Source organism: Stenotrophomonas sp. 63632_Sma (assembly GCF_056482875.1).
This window is the reverse complement of the sequence record NZ_CM151220.1, coordinates 861,346-877,549: the sequence shown is the minus strand read 5'-3', so window position 1 is coordinate 877,549 and position 16,204 is coordinate 861,346. Positions and strand designations below refer to the sequence as shown.

Sequence of the window (16,204 nt, the reverse complement as noted above, 5' to 3'; positions counted from 1 at the left end):
CGGCCAGCGGCCGGCACTACCCCCCGGAGTTCGGGGGCAGCGCCGCAGGCGCGGGGGCGTGGAAGCCGGTAAGTGGGGCCCGCGGTTCGCGCAGCGAATTGCGGGAGCGACAGCACGCATGTGCCGAGCGTACCCGGCCAGCGGCCGGCACTACCCAAAGGCCGGCCCTTGCCCCGGCCGCCGTTTCGCGGCACGCTTCGCGCTTCCGTACGCAAGCGTATCGACAATGTCGCCAGCCAACGAAAGCGCCTACCCCCATCTGTTCGCCCCGCTGGACCTGGGCTTCACCCAGCTGCGCAACCGCGTATTGATGGGCTCGATGCACACCGGCCTGGAGGATCGCGCCCGCGACTTCCCGCGGCTGGCGGCCTACTTCGCCGAACGCGCCGAGGGCGGTGTCGGCCTGATCGTCACCGGCGGCTTCGCGCCGAACGTGGTCGGCTGGCTGAAGCCGTTCGGCGGCAAGCTGTCCTGGCCCTGGGAAGTACGCCCGCACCGTCAGCTCACCGCCGCCGCGCACCAGCACGGCGCGAAGATCTGCCTGCAGCTGCTGCATGCCGGCCGCTATGCCTATCACCCTTTGTCGGTGGCGCCGTCGAAGCTGAAGGCACCGATCAACCCGTTCACCCCGCGTGCGTTGTCGGCCAGCGGCGTCGAGCGGCATATCGCCGACTACGCACGCAGCGCGAAGCTGGCCCGCGAGGCTGGCTACGACGGTGTGGAAGTGATGGGCTCGGAGGGCTACCTCATCAACGAGTTCATCGCCCCGCGCACCAACAAGCGCACCGACCGCTGGGGCGGCGATGCCAACCAGCGCATGCGCTTCGCGGTCGAGATCGTGCGCCGCATCCGCGAGGCCTGTGGCCCGGACTTCATCATCATCTACCGCCTGTCGCTGGTGGACCTGGTGGAAGACGGCAGCAACTGGGAGGAGATCGTGCAGCAGTCGCAGGCCATCGAGGCCGCCGGCGCGACGATCATCAATTCCGGCATCGGCTGGCACGAAGCCCGTATTCCGACCATTGCCACCTCGGTGCCGCGCGCTGCCTTCGCCGGGGTCACCGCCAAGCTCAAGCCGCATGTGAAGGTGCCGCTGGTGGCGACCAACCGCATCAACATGCCCGACGTCGCCGAGCGCATCCTCGCCAGCGGCGGTGCCGACATGGTGTCGCTGGCGCGCCCGCTGCTGGCCGACCCGCAATGGCCGAACAAGGCCCGTGCCGGCCGCGCCGAGGCGATCAACACCTGCATCGCCTGCAACCAGGCCTGCCTGGACCACGTGTTCGAGAACAAGCTGGCCAGCTGCCTGGTCAATCCGCGCGCCGCCCACGAGACCGAGCTGGTCTATCGCCCCACCGCCACGCCGAAGAAAGTTGCCGTGGTCGGTGCTGGCCCGGCAGGCCTGGCGTGTGCCACCGTCGCTGCCCAGCGCGGCCACCAGGTCACCCTGTTCGATGCCAACGAGGAGATCGGCGGCCAGTTCAACGTGGCCAAGCGCATCCCCGGCAAGGAAGAGTTCCACGAGACCCTGCGCTACTTCCGCCACACGCTGGCTGAAACCGGCGTGCAGCTGCGCCTCGGCACCCGCGCCGATGCCGCCACCCTGGCCGGCTTCGACGAGGTGGTGCTGGCCACCGGCATCACCCCGCGCAAGGTCGACTTCCCCGGCGCCGACCACGCCAAGGTGGTCAGCTACCTGGACGTGCTGCTGGGCCGGGTTGAAGTGGGCACCAATGCGGCGATCATCGGCGCCGGCGGCATCGGCTTCGATGTCGGCGAGTTCCTCAGCCACGCAGGTGAGTCACCCTCCCTCGACCCGCAACGCTGGATGGCCGAATGGGGCGTGGACAGCGCGTTCGAGGCCCGCGGCTCGCTGGGCCGGCCCGAGGTCGAGGCGTCACCGCGTCGGCTCTGGCTGCTGCAGCGCAGCCCGGGCAAGCCCGGCGCGCGACTGGGCAAGACCACTGGCTGGATTCACCGCGCCACACTGAAGGCCAAGGGCGTGCGCATGCTCGGTGGCGTCGAGTACCTGGGCGTGGACGACGAAGGCCTGCGCATCCGCGTGGAAGGCAGCGAACAGCTGCTGCCGGTCGACCATGTGGTGATCTGCGCCGGGCAGGAACCGAACCGTGCATTGCAGGCCGAACTGCAGGCCGCCGGCATCAACGCGCAGCTGATCGGGGGTGCCGATGTGGCCGCCGAACTGGATGCGAAGCGGGCCATCGACCAGGGCAGCCGGGTGGCCGCCGCGCTCTGATGAGCGCCTGAATGGGGGGCGGAATGTGATTTCCGTCACCCCTGCCGAACCTGAATGTCAAGCCGGGCGGTTCACGATGCGTTCGGCTACCCCCCCCTACCTTGCGCCATCTTTCCGCTCACCAGCCAGTTTCCGGTGAGCCGGCGCAGCCCCCTCGATCGGTACTGATCGTTTCTTTTGGGGCTGCCCACGGGGCGGCCCCGATGGCCGCCTCCCCATGACGCCAAGTCGTACCCCGCCTCCTGTCGCCCCTGCGGCCGGAACCGGAGGGTGCGGCCCACACGGAGCAAGGAGTTATATGAAACTGGCCTGGATTCTCTGGCTGTCGCAGTTGTTGCCTCAACCGGCCGCTGATTCATTGTGTTTGAGCACCACCGTTTACCTGGAAGCCCGCGACCAGACCCTGCGTGGCCAGCAGGCCGTCGCCGAGGTCGCCCTGCGCCGCCTCGACAGTGGCCTGTGGGGCGACTCCATGTGCCAGGTGGTCACCGCGCGCAAGCAGTTCGCACCGACCATCGTCTCGCCCGGCACCCAGCTGGGCAATGATGCGGCCTGGAGCGAGGCGATGAACGTGGCCTTCGACGCCGAGCGCAACTGGGCGCTGCCGGCTGGCGAGCGCCGCGAGATCGTGCCCGGTGCCAGCCACTTCGCCGCGCTGTCCATTGCCAGCCCGAACTGGCGCAATGCCTACCAGGTGGCCACCATCGGCGATCACACCTTCTATAAGGTGCAGAACCTCAAGCCGCGGCAGTCGTAACGATCCGTGCTGGCGGCAGCGTTGCCGCCCGCTGGCAAGCTCTGGGATAGTGGGCGTTTCCCGCCCGCATCACCTGGAGTTCCCATGAAGCTGTACAGCAAGCCCGGTGCCTGTTCCACCGCCGACCACATCGCCCTGCAGTGGACCGGCCAGCCGTTCGAGGTTGAACTGCTGAACAAGGACACCCTGAAGGGCCCGGAATTCCTCAAGATCAATCCGGCCGGTGCCGTCCCCGCACTGGTCGACGGCGACTTCGTGCTGCTGCAGAACGCCGCGATCATGGGCTATATCGCCGACAGCTTCCCGCAGGCCGGCCTCGGCGGCGACGGCAGCCCGCGCCAGCGCGCCGAAGCCACCCGCTGGCTGGCCTTCGTCAATTCCGATGTGCATCCTGCCTTCTCGCCGCTGTTCGCGCCGGGCAAGTTCATTGCCGACGAGAGCCACTTCGATGCGATCCGCGCCGCCGCGCACAAGCGCCTGCGCGCCCTGTTCGAGACCGCCGACAAGCAGCTGGCCGACAAGCCGTGGCTGGCCGGCTTCCGCAGCTTCGCCGACCCGTACTTCTACATCACGCTGCGCTGGGCCGCCGGCACCAAGGTCGACCTGTCCGGCCTGGACAACCTGGCCGCCTACAAGGCGCGCATGGATGCCGATGCCGGCGTGCAGGCCGCGCTGAAGGCCGAAGGCCTGGCCTGAGCCAGACCATGGGTCGGAGCCGTCTGCACAGCAGACGGCTCTGCCCCCATCGGTGCAATCGCCACACTCAGCCGATCTGGCGGATCACTTCGCCCTTGGCATCGCGCAGGTAGGTCGGCACCACTTCGATGCGCAGCGCCGCCGCCACCGGGTAGATGCCGCGCTCGGCACGCACGCCCGCCAAGGCTTCCAGACCCGTCTCGTCCAGTGCCCAGCGCGCGCTGTCGGCCGATACCTCGCCGGTTTCACCGAGCGCGGCCGGAATGAATTCCCACTGCCGCTCGCGGCTGACCAGTTCCAGCGATTTGCCGTGGCGCAGGCGCAATGGCAGCAGCTCGCACACGCTGGCCACCTGGCCCGCACCGAGCACCAGGGTGGTGACGCCCGCCTCCTGGCGCCAGTCCAGCGTCTCGATGAACAACATGCCGGTGCTGGAGCCCTCGCGCTCGCTGCCGGCCTGCACCTGTGCGGCCAATGCCGGATCCTCCAGCAGGTTGCCGCGATGCAGATCGCTGATCCACAGTGGCATCGCCGGTTGCAGCGCCTGCAGCACGCCGCGCGTTGACCAGCGCTTGACCGCTTCCATCTCCTCATCGGTCAGCCCGACCAGCTGCAGGAACTGCAGGTGGCCATTGGCGGTGTCGCGTGCGGGTAACTGCGGATCTGCGACGAAGGCCAGATGGCACAAGCGCGTGTTGGTCTCCAACGCGATCGGGCCGTTGGCATTGAGGTGGTGGCCATCCTCGAACACGTTGCCACTGCCGAACACATAGCGCGCCAGGTTCTGCAGCAGGTTCATCGGCCACACCGGCGGCGTGCTGCCGGCGTTCTCACCGGCGTCGGCAGCGAGGCGGAAGGTCAGCTCGAAACCATAGCCGCTGGCGGTGGCATCACTGCTCTCCTTGGCGTACAGCTCGGAGAAGCCGTAGGTGATGTAATGCCAATGCGGTACCGGCGCATCCGCCCAGTACACGCTGATGCCATCCAGCGGATCCTGGCCACCGAGCGTGTACGGAAGCGCGGTGCCGTAGTGACGCGGCTCCTGCCCGGCATACAGCGGCGCCAGCGCCGCATTGATCGCGTCCCAGCCGGGGGTATCGGTGTCGTCGTGGTCGTCCTGCACGCGGGACTCCTTGTGGGGAAGTGAACCGATCACTTTACGCGGTGGCTCAGGCCTGCACGACCTCGCCGCCACCATTGACCACGGCCGCCTGGGTCTCCTGCCACCAGCGCTGCGCCAATGCCGGGCTGCGCGCCTTGCCCACCGCCGCCAGCAGTTCCGGGCACAGGCGTTCCAGTGCCAGCGCATCGGTGCAGCGTTCGATCTTCAACTGCATGAAATAGCCCTTCAGGCCCAGATGCCGACGCACGGCCTCACTCATCGCGTCGTACAGCTGCTGGTACAGCGCCGGGTCCTGTTCGCGGCCGGTACTGATGCCGCGCGCCGATGTGGCTTCGGCACAGCCACCGATCACTTCGATCAGGCCCTGCGCGGCCAACTGCTCCAGTGCATCCGGCGGTGCCCGCAGGCCTTCGAACAGGCCGCGCAGTTCGGTGTCGTCGCGATGGCCGTCGACCATCAGCAGGATCGAACGCAGTGCCGCCGGCAGGCGCCGACCACGGTCTTCGATTTCCTGACGGCCAGCCGCCGTCTTGGCGTGCAGCAATGCCATTGCTTCCCCCTCCCTCGATGCGCAATGCCTGCGCGCCCTTGAGGGCACGCTCCCCTGTGTGCCATCCCCGGACGGCACGCGCCTTCCCCGGCGCGCACCGCGTGTTGCAGGTCGATGACAGGCCGAGCTTAGCGCAAGTGCTGCGGGTAGTGCCACGGCCGGCGTACAACCTCAGGATTGATGGGGGTGCTACCAGCGGCCGGCACTACCAGGTCAACGTCCCAGCGCGCGGCGGATCTCCTCCAGCGCGCTGGGATCATCCAGCGTCGACAGGTCACCCGGGTCGCGCTGCTCGGCCAGCGCCTGCAACGAGCGCCGCAGCAGCTTGCCAGAGCGGGTCTTGGGCAAGGCATTGACCACGTGCACGTGCGCCGGGCGCGCGACCGCACCAAGCGAAGTCGTCACCGTCGCCATCATCTCGGCCACCACCGGCGCCGGATCCTCGCCATCGAGCCCCTGCTTGAGAGTGACGAACACCAGCGGCACCTGCCCCTTCAGTTCGTCCTTGACCCCGATCACCGCCGCCTCGGCCACGCGCGGATGACTGGAAATGGCCTCCTCGATCTCGCGCGTGCCCAGGCGGTGCCCGGCCACGTTGATCACATCGTCGGTACGGCCGAGGATGAAGGTGTAGCCATCGTCGTCACGGATCGCCCAGTCCAGCGAGCTGTACAGCAGCTCCTTGAAGTGGCTGAAGTAGCTCTGCAGGAAACGGCTGTCGTCGTTCCACACCGTGCTCATGCAGCCCGGCGGCAGCGGCGGCGACACCACCAGCACGCCCTTCTGCCCCGGTGCCACTTCCTCGCCGGTGTTCTCGTCGATCACCTTCATCCGGTAGCCGAGATTGGGGAACCCGGGCGAGCCGAAACGCACCGGCTTCATCTCCAGGCCCGGCAGCAGGGTCAGTGCCGGCCAGCCGGTTTCGGTCTGCCAGTAGTTGTCGATGATCGGCTTGCCGAGCGCTTCGCTGATCCAGTGCGCGGTCGGTTCGTCCAGCGGCTCGCCGGCCAGGAACAGGTACTTCAGCGCGCCCAGGTCGTGGCGATGGATGAAGTCCGCGTCGTGCTTCTTCAGCACGCGGATGGCGGTGGGCGAGGAGAACATCGTGCGCACGTTGTACTGCTCGCACAGTGCCCACCAGATGCCGGGATCCGGATTGGTCGGGAGCCCTTCGTACAGCAGCGAGGTGCAGCCACCGATCAGCGGGCCGTACACGTTGTAGGAGTGGCCCACCGCCCAGCCGACATCGGAGGTGGAGAACATCACCTGGCCCGGCTTGCAGTCGAACACCGTTTCCATCGACTGCGCCATCGCCACTGCATAGCCGCCCACATCGCGCTGCACGCCCTTCGGCTTGCCGGTGGTGCCGGAGGTGTACAGCAGGTAGCTCGGTTCGCTCGCTTCCAGCCACTGTACCGGCACGTCGACTTCACCGATCTGCGCACGCAGCGTGGCGTAGTCCACGTCACGGCCCGGCACGCGGGGTTCGGCGGCATCCAGCCCACGCGACACGATCAGCACGTGCGGTGGCGGCGAAGTCGCTTCGGCGCAGGCGGCGTCGACCATCGGCTTGTACGGAATCAGCTTGCCACCGCGCATACCGGCGTCGGCGGCGATCAGCAGCTTGGGCTTGGCATCGTCGATGCGCAGCGCCAGGTTGTGCGCCGCAAAGCCCCCGAACACCACCGAGTGCACCGCACCGATGCGCGCGCAGGCCAGCATCGCGAACACCGCTTCGGCCATGTTCGGCATGTAGATCACCACGCGGTCACCGTGACCGACGCCGAGGTGCTTGAGCACGGCGGCGAAGTCGTTCACTTCGCGATACAGCTGGCGATAGGTGATTTCGCGGGTGCTGTTGGTTTCGGTGGAGATGGCGACCAGCGCGAGCTGGTCGGCGCGCTCGGCCAGGTGGCGGTCGACGGCGTTGTAGCAGAGATTGGTTTCACCACCGACGAACCAGCGCCGGAACGGCGGGTTGCTGTAGTCGAGCACCTGCTGCGGCGGTTTGTGCCAATGGATGCGCTTGGCTTCCTCGCTCCAGAAGGCCTCCGGCTCGTCGATCGAGCGACGGTAGGTTTCCTCGTAGTTCATGACGCAGCCCTCCCAGACAAAGTCATGGGTTCGAGGATAGTCCGGCGCTGGCGCGCGGGCCGCCCTACCTTGGTAGGGGGTGGGGTTTTGTTCTGCAGGGCTTGCAGCCCTGCACCTGCAGAATCAACGTCAACGTCAACGTCAACGTCAACGTCAAAAGCGGGGCCATTGAGGGATGGCGGGGTGGGTCCGGTTGCGGGGGGCGCCGTAAATCCGTCCATGGAGGCTCGGTCGCCGCGTCCATGCGGCTCACGCCCCCGCAACCGGACCCACCCCGCCTTCGACAGTTTCCTGCGATCTGTCGGAAAGGCGTATTGCTCTGGTAGATGTCGACCTTGGTCGACTGCTCTGGTGGGTGTCGACCTTGGTCGACACGGTAGATCCACGCCATGCGTGGATGATTCATTCGATATCTGACAGAAGAATCGTGTCGACCAAGGTCGACACCTACCAACAGCCGCGCGGAACAAAGCCGCAGTTACCAACAGCCGCGGGAACCTGTCGAAGGTGGGACGGTGTCGGAGTGCGGGGTGTCAGCCGCATGGATGCGGCTGCCAAGCCTACAGGGACGTACTTGCGGCGTCCCCGCACTCCCACACCGTCCCGCCAACCCACGGATAGCCCGCTTCTGACGTTGACGTTGATTCTGCGGGTGCAGGGCTGCAAGCCCTGCCGAACCCCTAGAACGGAGTCGCGGACTCGAACGCGAGCGCTTCGCCCGTCACCGGATGGGTGAACCGCAGGCTGCGCGCATGCAGATGCACACGCTGCGCCGGCGCGGCGTCATACAGCACATCGCCAACGATGGGATGGCCGAGACTGGCCATGTGCAGGCGCAGCTGATGGCTGCGGCCAGTGATCGGTTCCAACGCCACGCGGGTGCGCTGCGCTTCAACATCACGTGCCATTACGTGCCAACGTGTCAGCGCCGGTTTGCCGCGTTCGTGATCGACCATCTGCTTCGGCCGGTTCGGCCAGTCCACGATCATTGGCAGGTCCACCTCGCCAGCATCGCCTTCAAGCAGCCCCTCCACGATCGCTTCGTAACGCTTGCCAACCTGGCGCTGCTCGAACTGCATCGACAACGCCACCTGCATCTCCTTGCCGCGCGCATGCAGCAGCAGGCCGGAGGTCACCTGGTCCAGGCGATGCACGGTCAATGCATCCGGGTACAGCGCCTGCAGGCGCGCGACCACGCAGTCCTGGTTCTCGGCGCTGCGGCCAGGCACGGACAGCAGGCCGGCCGGCTTCTCGGCCACCAGCAGCGCGTCGTCGATGTAATGCAGGTGGATCATCAGTTCCTGTATTCCTCAAACAGAAACGGGGAAGCCTGAGCTTCCCCGTTGCTGCGTACCGACCAGCGGTCGGTACCTACCTTGATGGAAGACGTACCGGCTCGCGCCGGTACCGCCTGCATCAGCCCAGCAGGTGGGCGACGCCGGCGCGCTCTTCTTCCAGCTCGGCCAGGGTCTTGTCGATGTACTTCTGGCTGAAGTCGTCGATCGGCAGATCCTTGACCAGGGTGTACTTGCCGTTCTCGGTGGTCACGGCGAAGCCGAAGATCACGCCTTCCGGAATGCCGTAGGAACCGTCGGACGGCACGCCCATGGTGACCCACTTGCCGTTGCTGCCCAGCACCCAGTCACGCACGTGGTCGATGGCTGCGTTGGCGGCCGAAGCAGCCGAGGACGAGCCACGGGCTTCGATGATCGCCGCGCCGCGCTTGCCGACGGTCGGGATGAAGGTGTTGGCGTTCCACTCCTGGTCGTTGATCGCATCGGCGATCGACGCACCATCAGCGGTGGCGAAACGGTAGTCCGGGTACATGGTCGGGCTGTGGTTGCCCCACACCACCAGCTTCTCCATGCCACCGACCGGCTTGCCGAGCTTGGTCGACAGCTGGCTCAGCGCGCGGTTGTGGTCCAGGCGCAGCATGGCGGTGAAGTTCTCCGGCTTCAGGTCCGGGGCCGACTTCATCGCGATGTAGGCGTTGGTGTTGGCCGGGTTACCGACCACCAGCACCTTCACGTCACGGCTGGCGACCTTGTTCAGCGCCGCGCCTTGGGCGGTGAAGATCTTGGCGTTTTCCAGCAGCAGGTCCTTGCGCTCCATGCCCGGGCCACGCGGACGCGCGCCGACCAGCAGGGCGATGTCGGCGTCCTTGAACGCGACTTCGGCGTCATCGGTGCCGACCATGCCGGCCAGCAGCGGGAAGGCGCAGTCTTCCAGCTCCATCATCACGCCCTTCAGGGCGGCCTGGGCCTTGTCCACCGGCAGTTCCAGCAGCTGCAGGATGACCGGCTGGTCCTTGCCCAGCATTTCGCCGGAGGCGATGCGGAACAGCAGGGCATAACCGATCTGGCCGGCGGCGCCGGTCACGGCAACACGAACGGGTGCTTTCATGGGGGTTTCCTCTTGCTTGCAAGCGTTTGATGGGACGCCGCGGGCGTGGCCACGCAGGCCTGACGGGCGGCAGGGAACAGGGAAACGGCCACCCGAGGGTGGCCGTTTCGAAGGGGGATCAGGCGGCGAGGTGCTTGTTCCACTCCGCGACGCGCTCGGCCTGGGCGGCCAGCACGGCGTCGACGTCGCCTTCCAGGGTGATCGAATGGATCACGTCGCCCTGCTTGACCGAATCGACGATGGCCTGGCCTTCCAGGACCTTGCCGAAGACGGTGTGGCGGCCGTCCAGCCAGTCGGTCTTGATGTGGGTGATGAAGAACTGGCTGCCGTTGGTGTTCGGGCCGGCGTTGGCCATCGACAGCGAGCCGACCTCGTGCTTCACGCCATTCTTCTCGTCTTCGAACTTGTAGCCCGGGCCGCCGGTGCCACGACCCTGCGGGCAGCCGCCCTGGATCATGAAGTCGGCGATCACGCGGTGGAAGATCAGGCCGTCATAGAAACCGTGCTTGACCAGGTTCACGAAGTTGGCCACGGTCAGCGGCGCCTTGTCGGCGAACAGCTCGACCTTGATCGGGCCCTGGGTGGTGTCGAAAGTGGCGATGAGGGACATGAAGATCCTTGATGCAGAGGGGAACGCGTCTAGCCACCTAGTTTACACCTGCCTCGTGGCGGCGGCGGCTTCGACCATGGGCGCAGATCCGGGCTTCAGCCACGGGACGGGGGGCCCCGCGGTGCAGGCCAGGCGGCCTCGACCGGCGCCACGGCCTCCCAGCTGAATGGGCCCCATGACGGGTGTGAAATCCACCTTTTCGCGAATCGTCAAGTTCGACGTATAATGTTGGACTTCTTTTTCCAAATCCGGCGCCGACTGGCCCCCTTTCGTATGTCCATCGAAAATCTTCGCAACATCGCCATCGTCGCCCACGTCGACCATGGCAAGACCACCCTGGTCGACCAGCTGCTGAAGCAGTCCGGCACCCTGTCCGAGCGTACCGTCCTCGCCGAGCGCGTGATGGACAGCAACGACCAGGAAAAGGAACGCGGCATCACCATCCTGGCCAAGAACACCGCCATCACCTGGGAAGACAAGAAGACCGGCATCAAGAACCGGATCAACATCGTCGACACCCCCGGCCACGCCGACTTCGGTGGTGAGGTCGAGCGCGTGCTGTCGATGGTCGATACCGTGCTGATCCTGGTCGACGCGATGGACGGCCCGATGCCGCAGACCCGCTTCGTGACCCAGAAGGCCTTCGCGATGGGCTTCAAGCCGATCGTCGTGGTCAACAAGGTCGACCGTCCGGGCGCCCGTCCGGAATGGGTGATCGACCAGGTCTTCGACCTGTTCGACAAGCTCGGCGCCACCAACGAGCAGCTGGACTTCCCGATCGTCTACGCCTCCGGCCTGAACGGCTATGCCGGCCTGGAAGACACCGTGCGCGACGGCGACATGACCCCGCTGTACGAAGCGATCATGCAGCACGCGCCGCGTCCGGAAGTGGACCCGGAAGGCCCGTTCCAGATGCGCATCAGCCAGCTGGACTACAACAACTTCGTGGGCGTGATCGGCATCGGCCGCATCCAGCGCGGCACCCTGAAGAAGAACATGCAGGTCGCGGTCATCGACCGTGAAGGCAAGAAGCGCAACGGCAAGGTGCTGCAGGTGCTGGGCTTCATGGGCCTGGAGCGCATCGAGCAGGATACCGCCGAGGCCGGCGACATCGTGGCCATCTCCGGCATCCAGGAGCTGACCATCTCCGACACCATCTGCGCCCCGGATACCCCGGAAGCGCTGCCGGCACTGACCGTCGACGAGCCGACCATCTCGATGACCTTCCAGGTCAACAACTCGCCGTTCGCCGGCAACAAGGACCTGTCCGGTGGCAAGTTCCTGACCAGCCGCCAGATCAAGGACCGCCTGGACCGTGAAAAGGTCCACAACGTGGCCCTGAAGGTCGAGCAGCTGGAAGACGCCGACAAGTTCCTGGTTTCCGGCCGTGGCGAACTGCACCTGTCGGTGCTGATCGAGAACATGCGTCGCGAAGGCTACGAGCTGGCCGTGTCGCGCCCGGAAGTGATCATCAAGGAGATCGACGGCCAGATGATGGAGCCGATCGAGCAGCTGGTGGTGGACATCGAAGAAATCCACCAGGGCGGCGTGATGGAAAAGCTGGGCACCCGCAAGGGCCAGCTGAAGAACATGGAATCGGACGGCAAGGGCCGCGTGCGCCTGGAATACTCGATCCCGGCCCGTGGCCTGATCGGTTTCCAGAACGAGTTCAAGACCCTGACCCAGGGTTCGGGCCTGCTGTTCCACGTGTTCGACCACTACGGCCCGAAGGAACAGGGCGCGATCGCCAAGCGCATCAACGGCGTGATGATCGCCAATGCGCCGGGCACCACGCCGGCCTACTCGCTGGGCCCGCTGCAGGAACGCGGCAAGCTGTTCGCTGCTGAAGGCGACAACGTGTATGAAGGTCAGCTGGTCGGCATCCACTCCAAGGACAACGACCTGACCGTCAACGCGATCAAGACCAAGCCGCTGACCAACATGCGCGCTTCGGGCAAGGACGATGCGATCCAGCTGACTCCGGCGATCAAGTACTCGCTGGAACAGGCCCTGGACTTCATCGAAGACGACGAGCTGGTCGAGATCACCCCGAAGGAGATCCGTCTGCGCAAGAAGTTCCTGACCGAAAGCGACCGCAAGAAGGCTTCGCGCGGCGGCTGAGCCAGCACCCCGTGAACCTGAGCGGCTACAACCCGGATCCACACCGGCATCCGGGTCTCCATGTCATCGCCCTGCTCGAAGCGAGCAAGGCGATGCTGGCGCTGTTGGCCGCCACCGGGCTGGAAGTGCTCGGACCGCAGCCGCTACGGCACGGCATCATGGCCCTGATCCGGCGTTTCAGCCTGGATCCGGACCATGGCACCCTGCCCTCGCTGCTGCACATGATCAGCCCCGACGCGGTCCACCTGGCCGCGGCGGGGATGATCGGCTACGGCCTGCTGCACCTGGTCGAAGCCTGGGGCCTGTGGCGGGCCAAGGCCTGGGCCTCCTGGCTGGGCTGCCTGACCGCCGCCCTGTACCTGCCTTTCGACATCTTCGCGATCATCCGCCACCCCGGCTGGCCGTCGTGGACGATCCTGGCGATCAACCTGATCGTGGTCTACGTGCTCGCCCGCGACCTGCGCAAGCGCCACCGCTGAGCACCAGCTACACTGGGGCTTGGAGCCGACCAAGCCGCCCCATGCGCCCGTCCTTGCCGCCTCTGCTGACCTGCCTGCTCGCCGCGCTGCCGGCGCTGCTTTCGGCTGGCTGCAGCCCGGCCACGCCCAGCGCGCATGCGGCCGAACCTGCGAGCCGCAACGTGCCGTTCCCGTACGCCGAAACTGATGTCGCCGACCTGCAGGCGCGGATGACCGCCGGGGAACTGGACAGCACCACCCTGACCCAGGCCTACCTGCAGCGCATCGCCGCGCTGGACCGTACCGGGCCGCGCCTGCGCGCGGTGATCGAGCTCAACCCCGATGCCTTGAAGGAAGCCGCCGCGCGCGACCGCGAACGCCGTGACGGCCGCCTGCGCGGCCCGCTGCATGGCATCCCGCTGCTGTTGAAGGACAACATCAACGCCGCGCCGATGGCCACCAGTGCGGGTTCGCTGGCCCTGCAGGGCTTCCGTCCGGACGATGCCTACCTGGTGCGTCGGCTGCGCGATGCCGGTGCGGTGGTGCTGGGCAAGACCAACCTCAGCGAATGGGCCAACTTCCGCGGCAATGATTCGATCTCCGGCTGGAGCGCGCGTGGCGGCCAGACCCGCAACCCCTATCGCATCAGCCATTCGCCGTGTGGTTCCAGCAGCGGCAGCGCGGTGGCCGTGGCCGCCAACCTGGCCAGCGTGGCGATCGGCACCGAAACCGACGGCAGCATCGTCTGCCCGGCGGCGATCAACGGCGTGGTCGGCCTGAAGCCGACGGTCGGCCTGGTCAGCCGCGAGGGCATCATCCCGATTTCCTTCAGCCAGGACACTGCCGGGCCGATGGCACGCAGCGTCGCCGACGCTGCCGCCGTGCTGACCGCGATCGCCGGCCGCGACGATGCCGATCCGGCCACTGCGACCATGCCCGGCCGTGCGGTCTACGACTACACCGCGCGACTGGACCCGCAGGGCCTGCGCGGCAAGCGCATCGGCCTGCTGCAGACACCGCTGCTGAAGTACCGTGGCATGCCGCCACTGATCGAACAGGCGGCAACCGAGCTGCGCCGCGCCGGCGCCGTGGTGGTGCCGGTGGAGCTGCCCAACCAGGGCGCCTGGGCCGAGGCCGAGCGCACGCTGCTGCTGTACGAATTCAAGGCCGGGCTGGAGCGCTATTTCAGCACCCACCGCGCACCATTGCGCAGCCTGGCCGAACTGATCGCCTTCAACCAGGCGCACAGCAAGCAGGAACTGGGCCTGTTCGGCCAGGAGCTGCTGGTGGAGGCCGATGCCACCGCCGGCCTGGCCGACCCCGCCTATATCCGCGCCCGCAGCGATGCGCGCCGGCTGGCCGGCCCGGAAGGCATCGATGCTGCCCTCGCCGCCCATCAACTCGATGCGCTGGTGGCGCCGACCACCGGCGTGGCATGGCCGATCCGCAGCGAAGGCGACGACTTCCCCGGTGAAAGCTACAGCGCCGCCGCCGTGGCCGGCTATCCCAGCCTCACCGTGCCGATGGGGCAGATCGATGGTCTGCCGGTGGGTCTGCTGTTCATGGGCACCGCCTGGAGCGAGCCGAAGCTGATCGAGATGGCCTACGCCTACGAACAGCGCACGCGCGCGCGGCGCCCACCGCACTTCGATACCGACGCACTGATCGACGCTGGCGAGCCGTGATCCGGTAGTGCCGGCCGCTGGCCGGCAGATCCGGAGTTGCCGGCCAGCGGCCGGCGCTACCGTCCGGGTTCCGGCTCCACCGGCACGATTGCCGCCTCACCATCTTCAGCACCCGGCGAACGCACATCCGCGGTGCGTGCACGTGGACCGCGCGGCATATCCAGCTCATCTTCGTGTTGCAGCCGCGCACGCACCTGCGGCAGCGACTGCGGATGCTCACGGGCGAGGAAATCGAGCATGCGCTCGCGCACCAGGCAACGCAGATCGAAGGCATCGCCCGAGCTGCGCGCGCTGACCAGCAGGCGCACCTGGATCGCACGCTCGCTGGTCTCGGTCACCTGGGTCACGCAGACCCGGCCATCCCACAGCGCTTCGCCACGGCAGATGCGTTCCAGCTCAGCGCGGATCGCGGCAATCGGCGCACGGTAGTCCAACCACAGGAACGCGGTGCCGAGCAGATCGGCGCTGCGCCGCGTCCAGTTCTGGAACGGGTTTTCGATGAACCAGGTCAGCGGCACCACCATCCGTCGCTCATCCCAGATACGCACCACCACATAGCTGCTGCCGATCTCTTCGATGCGGCCCCACTCGCCCTCGACGATCACCACGTCATCCAGCCGGATCGGCTGCGTCACCGCAATCTGCAGGCCAGCGATCAGGTTGCCGAACACCGGCTTGGCCGCGATACCCGCCACCAGGCCGATCAGGCCTGCCGATGCCAGCAGCGCGGTGCCGATCTTCTGCACCATCGGGAAGGTCAACAGCACCAGCGATGCGCCCAGCACGATGATGCCGCCCATCAGCACGCGGCTGAGCACCCGCGTCTGGGTCTGGATGCGGCGCGCTTCCAGATTGTCGGAGACATCGATGGGATGACTGCGCAGGATCGCGCGCTCGCCCGCCGCCACCGCGCGTACCAGCAACCAGATGAAGCACGCGGTCAGCGCGATGTGCAGCACATGCTGCAGGTTGCCCAGCACCGGCTCCTGCAGTGGCGTGGCCTGCAATGCGGGGATCAACAACAGCAGCGGCCATGCGGTGGCCAGTGGTAACCCGAGCACGCGACCGATGCGTGCACGCCGGCGATCACGCCCTTTCAATCGATGGTAGATCCAGAGGATCAGCCACGCGCCGATGCCACCCACTACTGCTGCCAATCCCAACGGCCATGCGTAGGCCTGTGCGCTTTGCCAGTGCACCGTTGCCACCTCCACTCGAACAGCCAAGCGGACAGCCTCGCGCATGACGCATGAGTGTCACGTCAGTCGTTCGTAAGGAGGGTGTTGATCGGCAGGGCTTGCAGCCCTGCACCTGCTGCGAGCCGAAGCAACAGCAACAGCAACAGCCGAAGCAGAAGCGGGTTTCCTGTGGGGTGGCGGGGCGGGTCCGGTTGCGGGGGACGCTGCAAGTCCCCCTCCGGGGCCCGGCCCAGCCGCCGGCGGCTGTGCGT

Annotated in this window: 13 protein-coding genes; 6 read left to right on the top strand and 7 right to left on the bottom strand. The window is 66.8% G+C overall.

Annotated features, from left to right (window positions below; translation table 11 throughout):
- The first annotated feature begins 226 nt into the window (after positions 1 to 226).
- The 3 genes from ACZK45_RS04020 (at position 227) to ACZK45_RS04010 (ending at position 3,710) form a co-directional block, all read left to right on the top strand.
- The gene (locus ACZK45_RS04020; protein ID WP_478445475.1) at positions 227 to 2,257 is read left to right on the top strand and encodes an FAD-dependent oxidoreductase; all 2,031 of its coding nucleotides are present in this window, start codon (positions 227 to 229) and stop codon (positions 2,255 to 2,257) included.
- A gap of 298 nt (positions 2,258 to 2,555) precedes the next feature.
- A complete protein-coding gene (locus ACZK45_RS04015) occupies positions 2,556 to 3,014 on the top strand; it encodes a cell wall hydrolase (RefSeq protein WP_004154513.1) in 459 nt (152 codons plus the stop codon).
- 84 nt (positions 3,015 to 3,098) lie between these two features.
- Positions 3,099 to 3,710, top strand: coding sequence for a glutathione S-transferase N-terminal domain-containing protein (locus tag ACZK45_RS04010; RefSeq protein ID WP_478445474.1), 612 nt, complete (start codon positions 3,099 to 3,101; stop codon positions 3,708 to 3,710).
- A 67-nt stretch (positions 3,711 to 3,777) separates the two neighbouring features.
- Here the strand turns inward: ACZK45_RS04010 and ACZK45_RS04005 are convergent, their stop codons facing one another.
- From ACZK45_RS04005 to ACZK45_RS03980, 6 genes are all read right to left on the bottom strand, one after another.
- Positions 3,778 to 4,833: a suppressor of fused domain protein gene (locus ACZK45_RS04005; RefSeq protein WP_478445473.1), complete on the bottom strand. Its 1,056-nt coding sequence runs from the start codon at positions 4,831 to 4,833 to the stop codon at positions 3,778 to 3,780.
- 46 nt (positions 4,834 to 4,879) lie between these two features.
- On the bottom strand, positions 4,880 to 5,383 hold the full coding sequence (locus ACZK45_RS04000; RefSeq protein WP_478445472.1) for a hypothetical protein: 504 nt from the start codon (positions 5,381 to 5,383) through the stop codon (positions 4,880 to 4,882).
- A 213-nt stretch (positions 5,384 to 5,596) separates the two neighbouring features.
- The gene (gene prpE, locus ACZK45_RS03995; protein WP_478445471.1) at positions 5,597 to 7,477 is read right to left on the bottom strand and encodes a propionate--CoA ligase; all 1,881 of its coding nucleotides are present in this window, start codon (positions 7,475 to 7,477) and stop codon (positions 5,597 to 5,599) included.
- Between the two features lie 680 nt (positions 7,478 to 8,157).
- A complete protein-coding gene (locus tag ACZK45_RS03990) occupies positions 8,158 to 8,772 on the bottom strand; it encodes an RluA family pseudouridine synthase (RefSeq protein ID WP_478445470.1) in 615 nt (204 codons plus the stop codon).
- A 121-nt stretch (positions 8,773 to 8,893) separates the two neighbouring features.
- Positions 8,894 to 9,880 (bottom strand): malate dehydrogenase, encoded by a 987-nt coding sequence (locus tag ACZK45_RS03985; RefSeq protein ID WP_004153634.1) that lies wholly within the window; start codon positions 9,878 to 9,880, stop codon positions 8,894 to 8,896.
- Between the two features lie 118 nt (positions 9,881 to 9,998).
- The gene (locus ACZK45_RS03980; protein WP_004153629.1) at positions 9,999 to 10,490 is read right to left on the bottom strand and encodes a peptidylprolyl isomerase; all 492 of its coding nucleotides are present in this window, start codon (positions 10,488 to 10,490) and stop codon (positions 9,999 to 10,001) included.
- Between the two features lie 273 nt (positions 10,491 to 10,763).
- Here ACZK45_RS03980 and typA point away from each other — a divergent pair, with 273 nt between their 5' ends.
- The 3 genes from typA to ACZK45_RS03965 are packed head-to-tail and all read left to right on the top strand — an operon-like array spanning position 10,764 to position 14,754.
- Positions 10,764 to 12,611: a translational GTPase TypA gene (gene typA, locus ACZK45_RS03975; RefSeq protein ID WP_032129766.1), complete on the top strand. Its 1,848-nt coding sequence runs from the start codon at positions 10,764 to 10,766 to the stop codon at positions 12,609 to 12,611.
- 11 nt (positions 12,612 to 12,622) lie between these two features.
- Entirely contained in the window at positions 12,623 to 13,090 is a 468-nt protein-coding gene (locus ACZK45_RS03970) for a DUF2127 domain-containing protein (RefSeq protein ID WP_049422416.1), read from the top strand.
- A 41-nt stretch (positions 13,091 to 13,131) separates the two neighbouring features.
- Entirely contained in the window at positions 13,132 to 14,754 is a 1,623-nt protein-coding gene (locus tag ACZK45_RS03965; protein ID WP_049401441.1) for an amidase, read from the top strand.
- Positions 14,755 to 14,810: 56 nt separating this feature from the next.
- Here ACZK45_RS03965 and ACZK45_RS03960 read toward each other — a convergent pair whose 3' ends face one another.
- Positions 14,811 to 15,998 (bottom strand): mechanosensitive ion channel family protein, encoded by a 1,188-nt coding sequence (locus ACZK45_RS03960; protein ID WP_478445469.1) that lies wholly within the window; start codon positions 15,996 to 15,998, stop codon positions 14,811 to 14,813.
- Positions 15,999 to 16,204 lie beyond the last annotated feature (206 nt).

What these genes read in the sequence shown, in the direction of transcription:
- prpE (WP_478445471.1), bottom strand. Translation starts at nt 7,477, where the DNA reads ATGAACTACGAGGAAACCTACCGTCGCTCGATCGACGAGCCGGAGGCC.
- ACZK45_RS04020 (WP_478445475.1), top strand. Translation starts at nt 227, where the DNA reads ATGTCGCCAGCCAACGAAAGCGCCTACCCCCATCTGTTCGCCCCGCTG.
- ACZK45_RS04010 (WP_478445474.1), top strand. Translation starts at nt 3,099, where the DNA reads ATGAAGCTGTACAGCAAGCCCGGTGCCTGTTCCACCGCCGACCACATC.
- ACZK45_RS03990 (WP_478445470.1), bottom strand. Translation starts at nt 8,772, where the DNA reads ATGATCCACCTGCATTACATCGACGACGCGCTGCTGGTGGCCGAGAAG.
- ACZK45_RS03965 (WP_049401441.1), top strand. Translation starts at nt 13,132, where the DNA reads ATGCGCCCGTCCTTGCCGCCTCTGCTGACCTGCCTGCTCGCCGCGCTG.
- ACZK45_RS04000 (WP_478445472.1), bottom strand. Translation starts at nt 5,383, where the DNA reads ATGGCATTGCTGCACGCCAAGACGGCGGCTGGCCGTCAGGAAATCGAA.
- ACZK45_RS03980 (WP_004153629.1), bottom strand. Translation starts at nt 10,490, where the DNA reads ATGTCCCTCATCGCCACTTTCGACACCACCCAGGGCCCGATCAAGGTC.
- ACZK45_RS03960 (WP_478445469.1), bottom strand. Translation starts at nt 15,998, where the DNA reads ATGCGCGAGGCTGTCCGCTTGGCTGTTCGAGTGGAGGTGGCAACGGTG.
- ACZK45_RS04015 (WP_004154513.1), top strand. Translation starts at nt 2,556, where the DNA reads ATGAAACTGGCCTGGATTCTCTGGCTGTCGCAGTTGTTGCCTCAACCG.
- typA (WP_032129766.1), top strand. Translation starts at nt 10,764, where the DNA reads ATGTCCATCGAAAATCTTCGCAACATCGCCATCGTCGCCCACGTCGAC.
- ACZK45_RS03985 (WP_004153634.1), bottom strand. Translation starts at nt 9,880, where the DNA reads ATGAAAGCACCCGTTCGTGTTGCCGTGACCGGCGCCGCCGGCCAGATC.